The 20,039-nt window shown below is 63.8% G+C and carries 13 protein-coding genes; 11 read left to right on the top strand and 2 right to left on the bottom strand.

The window, feature by feature from the left end; all coding sequences use genetic code 11:
- Nucleotides 1-802: hypothetical protein (locus Q0982_RS01790; RefSeq protein WP_322096926.1), on the top strand; the 802-nt coding region annotated here is incomplete at its 5' end.
- 114 nt (nucleotides 803-916) lie between these two features.
- Here Q0982_RS01790 and map read toward each other — a convergent pair.
- Together map and sfsA are read right to left on the bottom strand one after the other, a co-directional pair.
- A complete protein-coding gene (map, locus tag Q0982_RS01785; RefSeq protein WP_299391201.1) occupies nucleotides 917-1,741 on the bottom strand; it encodes a type I methionyl aminopeptidase in 825 nt (274 codons plus the stop codon).
- A gap of 75 nt (nucleotides 1,742-1,816) precedes the next feature.
- Nucleotides 1,817-2,518, bottom strand: a complete 702-nt coding sequence (sfsA, locus tag Q0982_RS01780; protein WP_299391200.1) for a DNA/RNA nuclease SfsA — start codon at nucleotides 2,516-2,518, stop codon at nucleotides 1,817-1,819.
- A gap of 196 nt (nucleotides 2,519-2,714) precedes the next feature.
- Between sfsA and Q0982_RS01775 the strand changes: the two genes are divergently transcribed.
- The 10 genes from Q0982_RS01775 (at nucleotide 2,715) to Q0982_RS01730 (ending at nucleotide 20,030) form a co-directional block, all read left to right on the top strand.
- Complete coding sequence (locus Q0982_RS01775) at nucleotides 2,715-3,353, top strand: hypothetical protein (protein ID WP_299391199.1); 639 nt, start codon at nucleotides 2,715-2,717, stop codon at nucleotides 3,351-3,353.
- Nucleotides 3,354-3,358: 5 nt separating this feature from the next.
- Nucleotides 3,359-4,171, top strand: coding sequence for a molybdopterin-binding protein (locus tag Q0982_RS01770; protein ID WP_299391198.1), 813 nt, complete (start codon nucleotides 3,359-3,361; stop codon nucleotides 4,169-4,171).
- A gap of 48 nt (nucleotides 4,172-4,219) precedes the next feature.
- Nucleotides 4,220-4,540, top strand: coding sequence for a hypothetical protein (locus tag Q0982_RS01765; RefSeq protein WP_299391197.1), 321 nt, complete (start codon nucleotides 4,220-4,222; stop codon nucleotides 4,538-4,540).
- A gap of 88 nt (nucleotides 4,541-4,628) precedes the next feature.
- The gene (locus Q0982_RS01760) at nucleotides 4,629-5,540 is read left to right on the top strand and encodes a pirin family protein (protein WP_299391196.1); all 912 of its coding nucleotides are present in this window, start codon (nucleotides 4,629-4,631) and stop codon (nucleotides 5,538-5,540) included.
- Nucleotides 5,541-5,877: 337 nt separating this feature from the next.
- Nucleotides 5,878-8,037, top strand: coding sequence for a hypothetical protein (locus Q0982_RS01755; RefSeq protein ID WP_299391195.1), 2,160 nt, complete (start codon nucleotides 5,878-5,880; stop codon nucleotides 8,035-8,037).
- A 934-nt stretch (nucleotides 8,038-8,971) separates the two neighbouring features.
- Nucleotides 8,972-11,983 carry a hypothetical protein gene (locus Q0982_RS01750; RefSeq protein WP_299391194.1) on the top strand — a complete coding sequence of 1,004 codons (3,012 nt, stop codon included), beginning with the start codon at nucleotides 8,972-8,974 and terminating at the stop codon, nucleotides 11,981-11,983.
- An 84-nt stretch (nucleotides 11,984-12,067) separates the two neighbouring features.
- Nucleotides 12,068-12,196, top strand: coding sequence for a hypothetical protein (locus Q0982_RS01745; protein WP_299391193.1), 129 nt, complete (start codon nucleotides 12,068-12,070; stop codon nucleotides 12,194-12,196).
- Between the two features lie 579 nt (nucleotides 12,197-12,775).
- Nucleotides 12,776-16,066: a hypothetical protein gene (locus Q0982_RS01740; protein WP_299391192.1), complete on the top strand. Its 3,291-nt coding sequence runs from the start codon at nucleotides 12,776-12,778 to the stop codon at nucleotides 16,064-16,066.
- 2,895 nt (nucleotides 16,067-18,961) lie between these two features.
- Nucleotides 18,962-19,561 carry a hypothetical protein gene (locus Q0982_RS01735; RefSeq protein WP_299391191.1) on the top strand — a complete coding sequence of 200 codons (600 nt, stop codon included), beginning with the start codon at nucleotides 18,962-18,964 and terminating at the stop codon, nucleotides 19,559-19,561.
- Between the two features lie 115 nt (nucleotides 19,562-19,676).
- Nucleotides 19,677-20,030, top strand: a complete 354-nt coding sequence (locus Q0982_RS01730; RefSeq protein ID WP_299391190.1) for a hypothetical protein — start codon at nucleotides 19,677-19,679, stop codon at nucleotides 20,028-20,030.
- The last annotated feature ends 9 nt before the right edge of the window (nucleotides 20,031-20,039 follow it).

Below are 20,039 nucleotides of genomic sequence, written 5' to 3'. Positions count from 1 at the left end.
GGCGGATATGGTTCCCGGAAAGATCGGCGACATGCCCACTGACGTGCTGGCCATCGGTCAGCCCTTTGCCGGCCAGGCCGAGCCGCTGGAGGTCGGTGTTCAGACCCTGGCCCAACGCGCCCGTCCTGCCCCCGGCGGCAGCAGCGTCGGCCACAAGCACATCACCGCCGGAACGCTCGGCACCTGCGTCTATGACATGGTGGGAACCCCCGGCAACCCGGTCGGCATGCCGGGCCACTACTACATTCTGTCCAACAACCACGTGCTGGCCAACAGCAACAACGCCACGCCGGGTGATGCCGTGCTGCAGCCCGGGCCCTTCGACGGCGGCAGTGACCCGGCCGACCGTATCGCCTCTCTCAGCCGCTTCATCCCCATTACCTTCGACCCGCCGGTGCCGCGGGCGCTGCACCGCAATCTGATCGATGCGGCGGTTGCGGAAGGGGAGTTCCATGACCTGAAGCGCGAGATCCACTGGGTCGGCCATCTGCGCGGCTGGCGCTCGCGCGGGCATGTCACCGTTGGCACCCTGCTGCACAAGACGGGGCGCACCACCAACTACACGACCGGCCGTATCACCGCAGTGAACGCCACTGTCGATGTGAATTTCGGCGGCGGGCGCGTGGCCCGTTTCCGTGACCAGATCCTCACCACGCCGATGTCGGCGGGCGGCGATTCCGGTTCTCTGGTGGCGGACCGCGAGAACTACGCGGTAGGGCTGCTCTTTGCCGGCTCGCCCTTGGTAACGATCCTGAACCAGATCCAGCACGTCCGCTCGCTGCTGCGGGTCGAGATCGTCTGACGCCTGATGGCTGATGGCGGCGCGACATCTGCCGCCCGCGAAGAAAGGGCGCCGGGCAGCTCTCTGCCCGGCGCCCGTTTTTACCTCTGTGGGCGTGCGATCCGCGCTTGCGCTTTATGTATAGGGTGGCGCGTACCAGCCTTTGGGAGAGAGCGTGAAGATCTCGTAGCCGTCTGCTGTCACGCCGATGGAGTGCTCGAACTGGGCCGAGAGCTTCATGTCGCGGGTCACCGCGGTCCAGCCGTCCTGCAGGATCTTCACCTCAGGTCGGCCGGCGTTGATCATCGGCTCGATGGTGAAGAACATGCCCTCGCGCAGGGCGATGCCGTCGCCGGGACGGCCGTAATGCAGCACGCTGGGTGCATCGTGGAAGACCTGGCCCAGGCCGTGGCCGCAGAAGTCCCGCACCACCGAGAAGCGCTGCTTTTCGGCAAAGCTCTGGATGGCGTGGCCGATGTCGCCCAAGGTCGCGCCGGGCTTCACCACCTCGATACCGCGCATCATGGACTCGTAGGTCACCTCGACCAGACGCCGCGCCTTGATCTTCGGTTCGCCGACGAAAAACATCCGGCTGGTGTCGCCATGCCAGCCGTCGACGATCACGGTGACGTCGATGTTGATGATGTCGCCGTTTTCCAGGCGCTTGTCGTCGCTGGGAATACCGTGGCAGACCACGTGGTTGACGGAGGTGCAGATCGACTTGGGAAAGCCGCGGTAGTTCAGCGGCGCCGGGACCGCGCCGTGGGCCTCGATGAAGTCGTGGCAGAGCTGGTTCAGCACGTTGGTGGTCACGCCCGGTTTCACCTCCGGCGTGATCATGTCCAGGGCTTCGGCGGCAAGACGCCCGGCCCTGCGCATGCCCTCGAAGCCTGCCTCGTCGTGAATGACGTAGCCGCCGTCTTTCGGGCTCACGCGCTCCACGCTGTATCCTTGCTTCATCAAGCCAATCCTCTTAACGGCGGTCCCCTATGGACCCCGCCCCGATTTCCGAATACTCCCGGTTCTGGCGCCCGCTTATAGCGCCAACGGCAGTGCCGCGTCCAACGCCACGCCCTCCGGAGATACCTCGCAACTATAGCACAACACTTCAACCCCCTGGACGATTGCCCGGTCCAGCGCTTTGCCATAGGTGGGATCGATGTCCCGGGCGACTCCGACCTCCCGGCAGTCGCCACGCTGAACGAGGAAGAGCAGCACGGCCCGGTGGCCCTCGGCGACCATCGCCGCCAGTTCCTCCAAGTGCCTGGCGCCTCGGGCGGTCACCGAATCCGGAAACTCGGCCAGGCCGTCGTTGCGCTTCAGGGTCACGGATTTCACTTCTAAATAACAATCCTTTACGCCCTCTTTCTGTAAGAGGAAGTCAACTCGGCTGCGGTTGCCATAGGGGACTTCCCGGCGGATGCGGTTGCCGCTGCCCAGGGCGGGGATGCGCTCCTGTTCCAGGGCCTCGCCCACAAGGCCGTTGGCGCGCCCGGTGTTGATCCCCACCAGCGCGCCGCCGGAGTCGACCAGTTCCCACGAGAATTTGAGCTTTCGCGCCGGGTTTTGCGCCGGCGACAGCCATACAACCGAGCCGTGAGCGGCCAGCCCCAGCATCGATCCGGGATTGGCGCAATGAGCCACGACCACAGACCTATCCTCCAGCTCAACATCGGCGAGGAACCGCTTATATCGTTTGAGAAGACGGCCGGGTATCAGGGGGGCTGGAAATTGCATCTGAGCGGATTAAATCGGAAAGGGAGATACGCAACTCTCAGGTGTGGCGGTGGGGGCCGAAGCCGATGACATGGGCTTGCAACTTCGGTGCTGTAAAGCCACTGTACGCGTCGTAGGTTACCAGTCGACCTCCGCCCGCTCCACACCAAGGGGGGCCGTTCCGGCCAATGGGACCGGCGCCCGCGAGGAACCCCAGATGTCCGTGCCTCATTCACCGCGTGCCGCTCTGCGTTTTTCCAGCCTGACCGCCGGCCTGCTGCTGCTCGCGGCCTGCTCGTCCTTTCCCGGTTTTGAGGGCTCCGGTCTTGGAGGTCAGGAAAGCGGCTCCGCGCCACCGCCCGGCAGCGTCGACAGCGGTGCGCAGACGGGCCAAGCGCAGACGGGCCAAGCGCAGACGGGCCAAGCGCAGACCGGCCAAGCGCTGCCGCCGCCGGGCGTCTCGGGCGAGGCCGGCTCCGCCTTGCCGCCGACGGCCTCGGAGGGGCTGCCGTCCCAGCAGGCCGCCGCCCCGGCGGAAGGCCAGGAAACCGTGATCGTGAAAGGTCCGGACGGCACCAACTGGGCCGTGGGGAGCAGCCAGGATGAAGAGGCCTACCGCGCCGACATCGAAGACTGCTACGCCTACGCAGCCGCGCAGACCCGGCGCGATGCGCAGATCACCGACGACCGCAATGCCGGCATCGATACCCTGACCAGCGATTCCCGCTATTCGGCCCTGCGCCAGCGCGTTGACGAGTTCGACCTGCGCCAGCGCCGCGGATCGCTGATGACCGGCTGCATGGAAGCCAAGGGTTACGTCCGGACCGACACCGTGCTGCCACGCCTGGAATTCTGAGCTCTATGGTGCAAGAGAAGGTCACCGCCTGCCTGCTGATCATCGGCAACGAGATCCTCTCCGGCCGCACCAAAGACAAGAACCTCGCCTTTCTGGGGGAAGAGCTGAACCATCTGGGCATCCGCCTGATGGAGGCCAGGGTCATTCCCGACGTGGAAGACGTCATCGTCGCGACGGTAAACGACGTCAGGCAGCGCTTCGACTACGTCTTCACGACCGGTGGAATCGGCCCGACCCATGACGACATCACGGCGGACTGCGTTGCCAAGGCCTTCGGTCTGCCGCTGATCGTCAACCAGGAGGCGCGGGCGATCCTGGAGGCGCACTACGAGAAGGGCCAGCTGAACGCGGCGCGCCTGCGCATGGCGCGCACGCCGGAGGGGGCCCAGCTGATCGAAAATCCGGTCAGCCAGGCGCCCGGGTTCCAGGTCGGCAATGTGTTCGTCATGGCGGGCATCCCGGTCATCATGCAGGCGATGTTTCAGAGCCTGCGCCATCGCCTTGCCGGTGGCGAGCCCCTGCTGTCCCTGACCGTCTCGGTCGATCTGGGCGAAGGCGTTCTGGCCGCGGGCCTGGGCGCGGTCCAGGAGCGTTTTCCGGACGTCGAACTGGGCAGCTACCCCTTCAATCGCAATGGAACCTTCGGTGTTCGTCTGGTGCTCCGGTCGACCGACGCTCAGCGTCTAAAGGCCGCGGCCCAGGCGGTTGATGAATTGATCTTAGAACTCGGAAGCCGCGGTGATTGGGACCCGGCGGGGCAAAGCCCCCCGGAACCGCGGCCGACCGAGCCGTCGTCGGGCGTCTTGGGTGCGGACTAATGCCTTAGCACCAATCGGCTAGGGGAGAATAGAAGGGCACGAAGAGCAATGGACCTCCTGCCGTTGCTGTTTACCACTGCCTTGGTCGCCTATGTCCTGGCCCTCGGCAGCGTGGACCTCGCGCGCACTGTTATCCGTGTCGTTTCCCTTTTTGGCGCGGCGGCCTGTCTGGTCACCTGGGGCGTAGCCATGCTGTCCTACGGCGATTGGGGCCAGCCGGTGATCGACGAATTCTATGCAACGGCCTACATCCACCGCCGGCTGGGCTACGAACTGGGCGGCTTGGTCCTCGTGCTGGGCGGGCTGGCCCCGATCTGCTTCGCCCTTTTCGAGCTGTGGCGCCTGAAAGCGACGCGGCCATCACTTTGAGTGCCGTCCCCTTGATGCTCGACGCCGCCGCTTCCCATTTGCTTTGGTGGAACTTGCCTTTGAGGACGGTGAAGAAAGGGAGATGCAGATGAGCGAAGCGCAGAAGCAGGCCAAGGAAGACCCGATCGACCTCATCATCCAGCCGCGTGGCCGTGACCTCGGGGGTTTCGAGGTGCGGCGGATCCTGCCTTATGCGAAGCGCCGCCTGGTTGGCCCCTTTATCTTTCTGGACGAGATGGGCCCGGCGGATTTCCCCGCCGGTCAGGGTATCTCCGTGCGGCCCCATCCGCACATCGGTCTGGCGACCGTGACCTACCTCTTCGAAGGGGAAATCATGCACCGCGACAGCCTGGGCTATGAGCAGCCCATCCAGCCTGGTGCGGTGAACTGGATGACGGCCGGAAAAGGCATCGTGCACTCCGAACGCAGCCCCGAGGCGGCCCTCGCCGGCCCGCAGCGCCTGCACGGCATGCAGTCCTGGATCGCCCTGCCGCTGGCTCATGAGGAGGCTGAGCCGAGCTTCACCCACTACCCGACGGCCGGGCTTCCGGAAATCGAGCGTCCCGGGCTGTGGATGCGGCTGATTGCGGGCTCAGCCTTTGGCCACTGTGCGCCGGTGCGTGTGTTCTCCGATATGTTTTACCTCCATGCGGAGCTGGAGGCGGGGGCGAGCCTTGAGCTGCCGCAGGACTATGCGGAACGCGCTGTCTACGTGGTGAGCGGTGCGGTTGAGACCGATGCCGGCACGGCGGGGTTGCAGAGCTTTGCCGCCAACACCATGGCGGTGTTCAAGGCCGGTGCCCGTGTCAGTCTGGCGGCACATCAGGCCAGCCGGCTGATGCTGCTGGGCGGCGCGCCCATCGACGGCCAGCGCTTCATCTGGTGGAATTTCGTCGCCTCCTCCCAGGACCGCATCGAGCAGGCCAAGGCCGACTGGAAAGCCGGGCGCTTTGCGATGGTGCCTGATGACCATGAGTTCATCCCCCTGCCCGAAGACTGAGCCAAAAAAACGTCTGCCTTCGTGAACCCCTGCAGACCCGGCGCCGACTAAAGAAGTGCCAACGGGTCGGCACCTGACCCGGGGGAAGGGCCGGCGCAATTGATCTGCGTGTGCGCCCAGGGCGGGCGGCTGCTGGCGGCGACTGTAGCCGCCCGCCTTCTTTCAAACTGCATTCCCCTTTCTCTCTGCAGCCCCTGACCCCTGTCTGATTCGGTCAGTTCGCACGGCACAGCGGAAGCAGATTTTTCCCGAAATGAACCGTTTGTGGAGTCCCCGCGACTGATGGGGGCCGAGCCCGGCACCGCGGGCTCGGCAGTGTGTACATAAGGAGAGAATTATGTGGGTCTCTTCCCTTTGCGGCGCTGCGCGCCGCAACCGCAGCGCGTCCACCGAACGTGGCGGCGCTGCTGTCCTCCCGTCCAGTCTTGGTATCCTTGCACTGCTGTGGTCCGGTCTGTCGGCCGCCTCTCCGGCGCTTGCCGACGAGGGACGGATCTACGTCAAGCAGCTTTCCGCGCCGTCAATCAAGGTGATCGGCAACGGCAGCATCTACACCCAGGTCGAGGACGGCACGGAGGATGTCGTCGTTCATGTCCGGATTGTCCTGGATGCCGGCGCCTCCGGTCTGGTCAAGACCTGGAGCGCCTGGCCGCAGGGAAAGATGGGTCCGGGTCAGTGGTTCGACTTCAAGGACAGCGGGCTCACGGTCTCCTACCCCCTCGGCAGCCGTCCGAAAACCGTCGACCGTCACGAAACCCTGGTCATTCCGCGGTCGGCCTACACCACCCTTGTCGCCGATGCCTGCAACAAGAAGGCCGCCGAACTGCGCGCTGGCGGCCTGTCCAACAGTGAAGTCTTCAGTTCCGACCACCTGATCACGGTGCCTGTCAGGGGTGCGCTGACCTACGAGATGTCAGGTCTTTCCGGTGGCCTTGTGCCACCGGAAGAAGCCGTCCTCGACCCGGAACTGATGGTGACCTGCGCGAAGGTCGAGTTCGGCCCCCTGACCCCCTTGACCCTGAATCAGGTCGCCGACTCGGCGCTCTCGATCAGCGCGGCCAACGACCTCTTGGGCTGCCGTCTGAACGCGGCAGGCAGCATCACCAGCCTTCAGCCCAACGAAACGGTGAGCTTCCGCTACGTCGACGACCAGGGCCGGAAAAGCGACGTCAAGACCGTGACGACTTCGGCTGCCAGAATCGCCAACTTCACGCACGAGCTCCCGCTGCCGAGAAACGGCGGCGCAGTGAGCGGCAAGGTCCGCATGGTCGGCGAGAGCTCGCACTTCCAGTCGCCCTGGTTCGCCTACGCCGTGACCTGCGCCCCTCTTGTCGGGTCCGATGACCTGAAGACCGAAGCGCCGCCGACGGTCTCCATCCTTGAAGCGGATGTGAAGAAAGAGGTCGTCTTGGGCGGCCGCTGGGCCTGCCCCTCGCGTGTCTGGGTGCGCGCGCAGGTGTCCGCCACGGCGGAAGGCACCGCCACGGTTTCACTCTTCGGCAACGACTCGCTGCTTGACTTGAGGCAGTTCGATGTCAAGGAGGGCAGCGAGGACATGTTCGCTGCCGGTCACGATGTGTCCTGGGCCGGGTTCTCGGCGGCGGGCGAGACGTCACCGCGCCAGGTTGTAACCTATCGTGCCATGGTCGCCACGGACCAGAGCTTCGTGGCCGACGAAGACGAACGCGAACTGAGCCTGCTTTGCCGTCCGGTCTGGCCGCAGACGGCGATCAAAGTGAAGGTCGTGGAGTCCGCACCCGTCGACGGGCGGTTCGTCTGCCCCGTCCGCTATCAGGTGATCGGGAACCTTGTCGGCCGCAGCGATGTCTCGGGCACGGTCGAAATCTTCGCCGAAGGTACGCCCTTCGGGCCCATTCCCTTCGCGTTGAACGACGGCATCAATCTGGACATCGTCGCTCCCGCCGAACGGACCTTGGCGTGGAAGGGCTTCGGCTCGGGGGGCGCCGGAGGCCCGGGGCCGCAGCAAGCCATCAGTCTTAGCATGAAGGTCTTCGACGAGGTCGGCGGCACCCTTGCAATACAGCAGGAGACGGCGCTGTTCCGCTGCACCAGGATGGCTGAGGGCGATCTGGGTCAAGGTGCGCAGCTGCCGGGCATCCCGTCGGGTCCGCAGGTGGGGCTGCCCGCCGGCGCTGTCCAGGTGGCTGGAGGGAAGGTCCGCTTGATCGGCGCGAAGCCGGGCGCGGTCTATGCCTTGCGCTTCTATCGTGCGAAACTCATAACAGGCCCTCATCTGCCGACCAGGATGACGAACGGCGTCGCCAATCTGAATCTCGCCAAGATGAAACCCGGCCAGTGGCGGGTCGAGGTCTGCGCCACCCGCAATGGACGCGGACTCCAAATTCTTCCCAATGCCTGCAGGGACCGGACTTTCGAGGTCAGGCATGCGATGACCGGGGGACCCGGACAGCACATGCAGGAGCCCGAAGAGGGACGCTCCCTGATCTTTCCCGGCTCCAATCCCTGGGGCAACTGACCGGCCTGGGCGTTGTCTCCCGCACCCGCAGGGAGTAGGGGACCTAAGGGAGCGGGAGACACGGGGGACGGGCGGCAGCCATCACAGGCTGCCGCCCGTTCTTGCGTTGTGGCTGGCAACTTCGCTGGCATCCCATCCGGAAACCGTGTCGCGGTGTGGCGGCGCCGGGCCTGCCTCATCCCTCCACCTACCCCTTATGGGTGACCCCCCTATGGCCGTCCCCAAAGGTTCATGCGAACTTGCATGGCGGTCCTGCGGTTTCACGGGTTCACGGGAGGCGGGCGGATCAGTATCTGGTTGGGGCGAGTGCACACCGCGGAGGGCCGCCCACATGGCATCTTCACGGATCGCACCCGCCCTGACGCTGAGTTTAGCCGAAGGGCAGGTTTTGAGCAATTGGTCTGCTCTGCACTCGTAGGCGGGCGGCTACCGGCGGTGATTGTAGCCGCCCGTCTCTGTTTCGGGTCGCCTTTATAGCGGTCTGCGCTCCGCAATCTGATCGAGAAGACTCGGAAGCACGCACCTGAGGCGCGAGGAGCTTCGTGCTCTGGCCGACAACGGGGCAAGAGAACCGGCGGCCGGCCCCCGAAAAGAGGCCCGGCTGCACGGGGCGGGCGGCTGCCGTGGGTGAGACGGCGGCCGCCCGCTTTCCCTTCGCCGGGGGCCGGATTCTACCTCTGAGTCTACAAAAATCCAGATATATCAATAGCTTGATTGCGCGATCCGGCAAAATCCCATCGTGCTTATGCGGTTTCTCGGGTTCACCCTTACGCCGCGTGGCTGTATCCCAGCCCTCCCGCCGATGTGGGACGGTCGAACGGGGTCTTGCACAGAACCGCTGTGCCTTAAACCCAAGCGCTTCCTCCGGCGACCAACGCGAAACTCTGCCGCATCGGGCAGCAATTTCTATTTGCCGATTGAGAAGGAAGAAATCATGTCCAGTCGCGAGAGCTCCGGCATCCCTCGCCGAAAAACCTGTGCTGCCCCCCGGTTTGCCCGCTGGGGCGCTTTCCGGCGCGGGGTGCTGGCTGCCGCCGCGCTGACGACGGCCATTTCCGCATCCGGACCGGCCTTGGCCGTCGACTCCGCGTATTCCTACGTGAAGTACCAGGATCCCGCGGTCATCCGGGTCTTGGGTGATGGAGAAGCCTACACGACCGTTTTGGCCTCCGCTCCCCCCATCACCGGCGACATCTTCATGCACTTGGATCCCGGCGGATCCGGACACGTGTTGTCCTGGCATGTTTGGGCGTCTCTGTGGATCGAGGAAACGGATACCAAGACTCAGTTCCCGTCTATCGGCCAGTCTGCGAGCTATGGCATTGGCGAGCGGCCCAAGTTGGTGGAAGGCGAGTTTCCTTTCTCCATTCCCCGCTCCACCTACAAAGACTTCGCACTGCAGGCCTGTAACGACAAAGCCGCTCACTTGCGGCAGAACAATGGTATGACCAACAAGGAGATCTTCGCGCAGGATCACCAGATCGACGTTAAGGCCGTTGCCGATCATACCTATGAGTTCAGCGGCTTGGCTGGAGTTGTCCTTGCCGATCCAGCGATACCGCTTGGCCCGAAATTCATCTCACCTGTCACCATCATCTGCGCGCAGTCGGCTTCGCTGGTGACGCCCCAAACGAATGTGGACATCGCCAATCTGAAGGTCGTCGGCAATGACACCGCCGCTGTCTGCTCAGTTTCGATGGTCGCCACTATCCGGACGGTAGCGCCGAACACCGAAGTGAGTTTCCGCTTTGAGAAAGGAAACGGTCAGAAAAGCGAAGTCCATACCGTGGTGACACCGGGGAATGCTCTTCACCAAAAGGCCTACACTTACCGGCTGTCGGGGACTGGGGTTCAGACCGGCCAGGTCCGAATGGTGATCGAGGGGGAAGACACCAAATCGGATTGGAAGGACTATGAGGTCAACTGCGTAACCAATGATTTTGCCACTCTGCTGCCGCCGGAGGTGGTCCACCTGGAGGTGGCGGCGACCGCCAAGAAGGGCGTTTATCGGGGCCACGTTTGCCCGGCGGAAGCAAAGATAATAGGTGTTTTCAAGGGCCGCGGCTCTGCCTCCGGCACTGCTGTCCTGACAGTGAACAACGTAATGCGGGTGGAGAGAGCCTTTAACATCGACGACAAGGAATCAAAGGCCGTCGACTATGTGCAAAGTCTTTCCTGGGCGGGTATCGATGGGCCGCTGCAGCAGGACATCGACGTTGGTCTCGTTCTGCAAAATGCAAATGGCGAGCCGGTCGACGTTCTGACGAAGACACAGACCGTCAGTTGCGTCGAGGCTGACAAACCCGACCAGTTTGTTTCCAACGACCCGACACCGCCGGTTCTGTCGCTCTCCATGAGGACCGGGGAGAGAAGGCTGTACCAGGGCTACATCTGCCCGGAGCGGGTTGTTCTAAGAGGCAGAATCCGGGGTCAGGACGACTTCAACGGACGCGCGGTCTTTGTCGTCAAGCAGGAGCAGTCCCTGGCCGAATCCCAGTCGCAGGTGAAGGAGTTCAACTTCGCCGTCACGGAGAATGAGAACCTAGCACTCGACTTCGAGCCCGAGGTGCGATGGAGCAACGTGCCTCAGAACGGCGATGCGCCGCCCAAGCAGACGATGGACCTTTCCTTCCGGGTCGTGAAAACCGGCGGTACCGTAGCGTCGGTCGAGCGGTCGCTGGAGGTGAGCTGCAAGGCTGTGACTGTTGCAAACCTTGCCATCAGCTTCGACCCGCCGAAAGCGACCGGTCTGGCGGCCGTTGCCAAGGCCGATGAAGTCTTCCTCCAGGGTCACATCTGCCCGGCGAGGATCAGCATTGGAGGCGTCTTCAAGGGGCAGGGCATTGCCTCTGGCACTGCGGTCCTTACCGCCAACGGCGTGGCCAAGGCGGAGATGCCGTACAGCATCGAGGACGGTCAAACAATGTCGATCGCGGGCGAACACGATCTCAACTGGGCGAACGTTCAGGACCCTGTCCAAAACAATGTCAGCCTTGCCCTGCGCCTTTACAATGCGGAAGGCGTCGAAGTGGATAGCCTGACCAAGGGGCAGACTTTCGAGTGCCGTAAGTACACGCCGGGCAGCCAGGTCGACGGTGCGCCTGATGGTATGGTCAGCGTTCTGCCGCCAAAGCCCAAGAAGCTTATCTTCGTGGTCAACAAGGAAGTTCAGTATCGGGACCTGGTCTGCCCCGCAGCCGTCTCGGTCATCGGCCGTGTGGAAGGCCGCGGTAAGGCTTCCGGGACGATCACGATGGAGGCTGCCGGCGACGAGATCCTTGAGAAACCCTTCAGCTTCGAGGATGACGAGACGCAGAATTTCGTCGGCAAGTATGACTTGCATTGGGACGTCGAAACGGCGACCGAGCAGGATATGGCTTTCGCCATGCTCGTGCACAATGCTCTCGGTGAGCAGGTCGGTCTTATGCAGGAATTGAGGACCTTCGAGTGCCAGTCTTATCGCGATGGCCGCCGTGTCGTCAGCGGTCTGTCCTCTGGCGGTGCGAAGTCGACCCAGGCGCAGCAGGGGCGGACGCCTGCCGCAACAGGGCAGTTTGCGCTGCAGACCGGGCCGGCCTTCGCGATCCAGGCGCCGAAGGGCCGGGTTCGCCAGGGGCAGATTCAGCTTTCCGGTGGCCCGGCCAACGCCAAGTACGATCTGCGCTTCTATCGCAAGACCGAAGGCGGCTACCGGTCGCTGCGGTCCGCCCAGCTTCCCCGGCAGATGACGGGCCGCACGGCGACCTTCAATCTGAAGGCCCTGAGCGGCGGCCGCGACTGGCGTATCGAGGTCTGCCCGGCCGGCAGCCCAGCCAGCAAGGGGGCCAAGACGGCTTGCAAGACCTCGGATTTCCGCATCGCGCGGATCGGGGCCGCAGGCAAGCCGGCGGCGCCCGGTACGCTGGGTGAAGCCAAGGTCTTCATCCTGCCGGGCCAGGGCGGTTGAGGGTCTACCGGGTCTTTCTCTAAGGCCCGGCAAGGCGCCGGTCGTGGCGGCTGCAGGCCCAGCCAGTCGCCGCGGCCGGTCAGCTTGACGCCTGATGGAGAGGCGGTATCCACGGCCTTCCGGGTCCCGCTGACCGGCGCCGGCAGCAAAGGGAAGGGTCCCGGCAAGAAACCGGAGGCCAAGGTCTTCATCATGCAGGGCCTGGGCGACTGAAGCGGATCATGATCGGACGGAAGCCCTTTGCGACTCTGTCCGATCATGTGAAGCCTCATTGCTTGCCAGACTTGGGGCAAGGGCGGCCGGGCCGGGGGGCGCGGCCGCCCTTCGTTTCTTTCGGCTCCCACTGATTCGGCAATTCTCCGGCCACGGATAGCAGGCCGCCGCGGGCCAAGCCTCACGGGGCCTCAGACCGGGCCCGTCAACGCGAGGCTAGGCGCCGCGTCGCCGGTCGTCTGTGCTGAGGCATGGGGTATTTTTCCTAAACATCGCGGCCAGAACGAGAGTGTTGATCTGTTGAGCTTGTGAAGCCGCATGGTGGTAGTGCGGTTTCGCAGGTTCCTCTTGATGCGCCCAGGCTGTAACCCACGGCTGGCGAAACTCTGCCCGCGGCCCGGATGGGCCTCGGCCGGTCGTTGTCGGCGCCGACCAATGACGCTGTCGCACCGCACTACGGTGAGCTTTGTCCACAATGCAAGGTTTTGATTGAACCCTCTTTTTCCTCCTGGCGACCCATGGGGGATGGCCACACCGCCGGCCCGAAGAACGCAAACGAACCGATACGGAGACTGGGCCATGCGTCTCATGAATTCTCTCGGCGGTGCCGGCTGTCTGTCCAAGCCGTTTGCCCGCCGCGCTCTGCTGACCGTCACGATCTTCGGCGCCGCTCTTGCGGTGGCCGCACCGGCCTCTGCCGCCGACAAGGCAGACAGCAAAGTCACCTGGGTGAGCAGCCTGCCGATTGTCGTGGCAAGCGATGGCTCGAACTACATCGGCGTCGTCGCCAGTCAAAGCTACGCCATCAACGGCACAATCGAAGTCGACCTGGACGCCGGCGTCTTGGGGGGCATCAAGGATTGGAGTGCCCATCCGCTCCTTGCGGTCGTGGTCCAACCTGCGGCCGGCTCTCAGAATGCAAAGATCGAGAACTTTACGGGCTTTGAAGAGAGCGGTCAGTCCAAGAGCTACTCCATTCCGCGTCCCTCCAGTGTGAAGGAGAGCTTTCCCTTTACGATCAGCAAGCAGGCCTATGCCGACTTTGCCGTCGAGGCCTGCAATCTGCACGCCGGGCTCAGGCGCGGGGAAGGAATGGGCAACCGGCAGATCTTCGGCCAGCACCGCACGATCCAGATCCATGTGCAGTCATCGCTGGACTACGAGATGTCCGGCCCGTCCGGAGTGCCTATTCCGCAGGAGGTCGCGGCGATCCGAACTGTTGACGTTACCTGCCAGGCTTCCCCTGAGTTCGCTGTCACTGACGCCAGCCTGGAGGCCGAGGTGGTCCAGACTGCCATGGTCGGGGGCACCTGCGAGCTTCGTCTGAACGGAAGTGTCACCTCCCTCGACCCGAACACCGACGTTACGTTCCGCTACCACGACAGCAGCGGCCCGAAGAGCGCTGTGAAGAGTGTCAAGACGGGTGGCGGCAAGACGGCCAGCTTCGAACACGTCTTTCCGATAGAGCTGGAGAACGGGACCAACGGCAAAGTCCGCATCATCGGCGAAGCCCAGAACTTCCAGACCGACTGGGCCGATTACGAGGTGGACTGCCAAGGCGGGTCGACAACCGTCGAGATCGCTGTGCCGCCGGTCCCTGAGCTGAGCGTCGGCGTGGTGACGGAGGTCCTGCACAAGGGCTTCATGTGTCCCGAGAAGTATATGGTCGCCGGCAAGCTCAAGGGCAAAGGCGCTTACTCGGGCAGAGCTTCCATAGGCATTGAAGGCGCGCCGAGAGACTACGAGGACTACAGCATTTCGGGCGAGGAGACCTATACCCTCCTGCGCTCCGGCGAGGTTTCCTGGCAGCAGGGTTCCATCGGTACCGAGGCGGCGGCTGCGGCCAGCGATCAGGTGCCGCAGAGGATCGTCGCAATGACCCTCGACGTGTACAACCAAAGCGGCGAGAAGGTGGCCTCCAAGGCCCACAGCGAAACCTTTACCTGCCGCATCCCCGAGCCGCCGGAGAGCCTGATCCAGGCGATTTCCGTCACGGAAGAGATTGTGCACGAGAACCAGGTCTGTCCCGGGCGCGTGCGTCTGACCGGAACCGTCATCGCGCAGTCGGATGGTTCCAGCGGCACGGTCTGGGTGGCCGCGGACAGCCAGCCGCTTCTGGAAACCCCTTACGACTTCGAAGCGGGCAAGGGCGAGGTTTACAACGTCGACCATGAACTGTCCTGGGAGAACAAGCCGCCGACCACCCAGAGCATCAAGTACAGCTTGGTGGCTGTCGCTCCCGACGGCGAGATTCTGGCCCAATCGCGGGTCACAAAGGATCTATCCTGCCGTCCCACGGCCTTCGACATCATGTCGCCCAAGGGGCAGGTCCGTGCGGGCCAGGCCGATGACGGAATCCTACTGTCGGGCGGTGTTCCCGGTGAAAACTACACCCTGCGGTTCTTCCGCCGGAGCGGCGGTGTCTACGAGGTCTTCGAGTCCGCCGAGTTGCCCACGACCATGTCGGGCCTCAGCCAGAGCTTCCCGATGGCGGCGCTGACCGGGTCGCGTTTCTGGCGCCTGGAGGTCTGCACCGCCGGTGAAACGCAGGGCTGCAAGTTCAGCGATTTCCGCAAGCCGCATCGCACAGCGCAAGAGCCGGTGGAGGCTGTGTTGATCCCCGATCTGGTTACCTTGCCGCCGGAGGTGTCGGAGCTCTGGGACCCGGAGGTTGTCGAAGAAGCCGAGCTCAACGGCAGGATCTGCCCCGTGGCGGTGAACCTGGGCGGCCGCATTACCGGCCAAGGCTCCGCCTTTTCGGGCACTGCCGCAGTCCGGGTGAACGGCCAGCAGGTCGGCGAGGTGCCGTTCAGCGTCGGCGCCGATGGGCTTGCCATCTTTGCCTCCGTGAAGTTGCCTTATGAGGTCTCCTGGACCGGCGTTCCCATAACCGGCGTTGCCACGCCCCAGCAGACGATCCAGTTCGGCGTCAGGCTGTTGGATGAGGACGGCGAAGAAGTCGCTTCGGACTCGCGGTCAGCGGCTCTTCAATGCCGGCAGCCGAACTGGGCAGGCCCGCCGCAGGGCGGCAACGGCCAGGAGGGTGACGCTGTCCCGCAGCAGCCCGTCTTGACCCCGGGCTTGGTTGTCTTCGCGCCGAAGGTATCGGAGGTCTTCGAGCCGAGTATGCTCGAAGAGGTCGAGCTCAACGGCATGGTGTGCCCTTCGGAGGTGAACCTGAGGGCCCGGATTGCGGGTCAGGGCTCTGCCTTCTCGGGCTCGGCCGTGATGCAGGTGGGCGCAGAGACGCTCGATCCGGTGCCTTTCAGTGTCGCTGCCCAGGGGCTTGCCGTGTTTGCCACGGTGAACGTGCCTTACGACGTCTCCTGGACCGGTGTTGCCTTCACGGGCGCCGTCGCACCCCAGCAGACGAGGCCGCTCACCGTCAGGCTCCTGAACGAGAACGGCCAAGAAGTCGGCTCGAAGTCGGGGCCTGTGGTTCTTCGGTGCCGCAAGGCGCCCGTTGTGATGGCGGTCGGCAAGGTCAGCTTCCCGTTCCAGATCCTGGCGCCCAGAAACGTCGCCACCAATGGCAACATCCGCCTGAGCGGTGTCGAGTCTGGTCAGGACCACACGCTGCAGTGGGCGAAGCGCCTGAACAACGGCAAGTGGAAGGCGGTCACCTCGGCCCATCTGCCCGGGGAGATGACCGGCGCCAGTGCCAGCTTCAACGTCCATGCTCTTGAGAGCGGAACCTGGAGGCTTCGGGCCTGCAAGGAGGGGGAAAGCTCCAATCCCTACAGCCCGTTTTGCAGGGTCAGCACCTTCCAGGTGGTGAAGAAAGGCGGCGGCAGCGGCCCGTACACGCCCCCGGGCGGCAAGAAGCCGGAGATCATGCTGATCACCCCCGGCGCGATCAACACGAACTGAAGCAGACGGCCGGGCCCTTCACTGCAAGGGGCCCGGCCGTCGCGCGCAATACAAGCCATCGCAGTACAAGACATCGATTGAGCCGCCCTGGTGCCGCGCAACGTCCCACAGGGGACGGCCATACCGCCGGCCGAGCGAACAAGGGCCCGACAGAAAACGGAGACAAGGCCATGTGCTTCTTCACTCCTCTCCGCCGCGCCGGATCTCTGGCGAAATCCGCCGCCCGCCGCCGCCCGCGTGCCGCGACCGCGTTGTTGAGCCTGGCCGTTGCGACGGCCTCCGGCAGCGCCGCCCTGGCGAACGACGTGGGTGTTGCCACCGTCAAAGGCGTTACACCGCCGACCATCTCCGTCCAAAGCAACGGCAACGTCTACACCGGTGTCACCGACCCCGAAGTCATGATCGAGGCCGACGTAGACTACCTTTTCAAGCCTTACAAACTTGGCAAGGTAGAGAGCTTCGGGATCTGGCTTGTCGTGCGGACCTCTGCCACGGGCTGGATCTCCTTCAAGGAAAACAAGTTTGGAGCCAGCTATCCAATTGGCAGCCGTCCGGACGATGTCGCCGGCTCTGCAAACCTGGTTCTGTTCGCCGACAGCTACGAGAAGCACTTTGTGAAGTACTGCAACGACCAACGCAAGGTCCTGGAGGCTTTGGGTCAGTCAAAGCAGCAGATCTTCTCTGAGGACCGGATCATTGAGGTCGCGGTCTCGGCCGCGGAGGAGTACGACTTCACCTTGAGCGGATTTGACGGCAATTCCCTTGGCAGCGGTGGCGAGTCCTGGCCGACCTATCACAAGATCAATCTGATTTGCGAACGCGATCCGAACATTCCCATGATCGCGGATTCCAGCCTGAGCGCCACCGTGGTCCAGAAGAACCAGATTGCCAATGCCTGCGAACTGCGACTCAACGGGTCCATATCTACTCATGGGCCGAACGTCGAGGTGAAGCTCCGCTATGTCGAGGAAGGCGGCCAGAAGAGCGGAGTGAAAACGATCACCACCGGTGCCGACGGCAAGAAGGATTTCCAGCATACCTATACTCTGGATCCGGAAGTGCAGAGCGGCAAGATCCGCATGGTTGGCATCGATCCGGCCTTCACCTCCAACTGGGCGAGCTACGAGGTCGACTGTTCCGAGCCCGCGAGTAATGACATCCAGGTCTTTCTCCCGCCGCAAGCAAAGGCGATGGCTTTCGACGTGGACACAGAGATCCTGCGTTACGGCATGGCCTGTCCCAGGTTCGTTGAGGTCACGGGCAGCATCGAGGGGCGAGGCAAGGTCTCCGGAAAGATCATTTTCATGGCGGGAGGGCAGGAGATCTCCGGGACCGGCGTCCCCTACAGCATTGATGACGGCGAGACGCAGTTTCACGAGGTCATGTACGAAATCCCCTGGCAGACCATACCGGCGTCCCAAACGAAGCACAGCGCCAATTTCGGTATGTATGTCGCCAATGGCCAGGGCCAGGTGGTCAGTCAACTGGAAGGCACAAAGCATTTTGAGTGCTATGAGCCGCTGCCGCCGAAGCCGGTTGCCTTGTATATGAACGTGACCCAGGAGATCGAGCGCAATGGCACCTTCTGCCCTTCCGAGATCAAGATCCGCAGCTTCGTAAAGGGTGGTGGCGGTGCTTTCGCCGGCACTGCTGTTTTCACTGCCAACGCCGATCAGTCCGACCCGCAGCCCTTGAGTATTCCAGGCACAGACATTGCGTCCACAGCGGTGCCGCATCAGGTTTCCTGGCAAAACGTCAGCGGATACGAGCAGTACCTTGAGCTTTCCGTTTATGTCTACGACGGTGACGGTAATGTCGTTGGCGCCAAGTCCGGCACGGAGTTTCTGCAGTGCCGCAACGCAGTCAAGGTAGAAGCGGTGGGCTCTGCGAGCGTGCTGGAGCAGACCGTCCACGACAACATGGTCTGCCCTTCGGTGATTCAGATTTCGGCGAAGGTGGCGAGCCTCGGCCCCGCCTTCTCAGGCACATTGCATCTCGGCGCGAACACGCAGCAGATCGGCCAGGAGAGCGTCAGTGTTGACGCCGCAGCCAACGGCGTTGCCGCAGAAGCATCGGTAGCTGTGCCGTACCCGGTCGTCTGGCAGGATGGCGATGGATTTGAGAAGAACATTCAGCTTTCTGCCAGCATCTTCAACTCGGATGGCCACAAAGTTCATTCGACCTGGGCCCCTCATGTCATCAGTTGCGCGCAGACCAACCTCGGCGGTCAGGCCCTGGCTGGCTCCGGCAGTGAAGGCGCCGCCTCCGGGCCCGGCACGGCGGACCCGGCCTCCCGGGGCCGCCTTGCCCTGGGCGAGATTGCGGCGGCGCCGTCGACGGGCCAGACCGCCCGGGAACGGCCCGTCAGGAACCGGACCGTTAGGGATCGGATCATCGGTGATCGGCCTGTTGGGGGCCGGACGCAGGGTCCCGCAGCGGGCCGGATCGCCTCGGCGCCCGCGGCCTTTACCATTCTCTCGCCCAAGGGCCGGCTGCGTCCGGGGCCGCGGGCGCAGATCCGCCTGTCCGGGGCGGTGCCGGAGGGCGGCTATACCTTGCGCTTCTATCGCAAGGACAAGGGCCGCTACAAGCTGGTGCGCCTGGCGAGCCTGCCGCAGAGTATGAACAGCAACACACAGCTCCTGCGGATCAACGCCCTGCGCAGTGCGGCCCACTGGCGCGTCGAGGTCTGCCCGGCCAATGCGAACCGCCAGGCCTGCAAGACGAGCGATTTCACGCTGCCGCGGGGCCGCGGCGCCGGTTCTGGAGACAAGAAGCCGGAGATCATGCTGATCACCCCCGGCGCCATCAACACGAACTGACGCAGACGGCCGGGCCCTTCGTAGCAGGGTCCGGCCAGTCTTCGTTGAGCCAGTCTTCTTTGAGAGGTCGATCATGGTGAGTCGTGCGAAGGCTTTTGCGGTGACGCTCCTGGCATGCGGTCTATCCGCTCCGGCCGCAGCGGAAACCGTGGAATGGGACTTCACCGGGGAGCTGCCGCGCTTCGAGGTCACCAGCCGGGGCGGCGCCTATGACGCGCTGGCCGCGCCCGGCGGGCACTTCGAACTGGAGGCGGAGCTGCGCATCGGGGATCTACCGGGAGAGGCCAGGGTGCGGTCGTGGACCTTCGGTCCCGCCATCGCCGTGAAGTACCCGGGCGAGTTGGCGGTGGAGGCCATCGATCTGGTGACCTACGCCGCAAAGCAGAGCTACGACGCGCCTCTGCCGGCGACGGTGGACGAGACCCTACGGACGCCGCCGATCCCCGGCGTCATCCTGACCAACCGGCTGATCGACCTCTGCAGGACCCTGGCCGACAAGCTGCGGCTTCAAGGCAAGAGCGATGCCGAGATCTTCGGCGGCGATCAGGAACTGAGTCTGCAGGTCTTCGCGCGGGTGACCGTCGAATACGCCTGGCCCGGGGGCAATCCGCGGGTCTACGGCTTCGCTGACCCGATGGCGGAGAACGCCACGCTGCTGTGTCGCGGATCCTAGCGGCAGGGCCGGTGCTTTAGGCTCTATGTCTATAAGATCAGGATATCATTGATAAAAATGAGATGATGAACCTTCTTTGGCATTGATACGACCGACGGCAAAGGAGCGTGATCGCATGACACTGCCTTCCTATGCCACTTACGCCGTGGTGCCGCTGCACCTGGCTGCCGGCTTTCTCTTCGCCCTTGTGCCGGCCTCTGTCTATCACCAGTCCTATTACCCCGTCTTCGGCGCCATCGTGCTGACCTTGCTGGTGACCGTGGTGGTCTACGGCTACACGGTCTGGCAACTTCAGCCCGGCTTTGCGGTTCTCTGGTTTCAGTTCCTGCTGGTGCTGCTGGCGGTTGCTGTCCCGTTCTTCACCGTCGATTTCGGCGATGCCTGGACCGCGATCGTCTACCTGCCGATCATGGGCGGCTCGGCGCTCGCCTGCCTGTTGGTCGGTCACGCCCTCCGCTTCATGGCTTAGCCCCAGGCG

The sequence above is a fragment of the Pelagibius sp. genome (assembly GCF_028281305.1).
In the GTDB taxonomy this organism is placed as follows: domain Bacteria; phylum Pseudomonadota; class Alphaproteobacteria; order Kiloniellales; family Kiloniellaceae; genus Pelagibius.
This window is presented reverse-complemented; position numbering and strand designations above follow the sequence as displayed.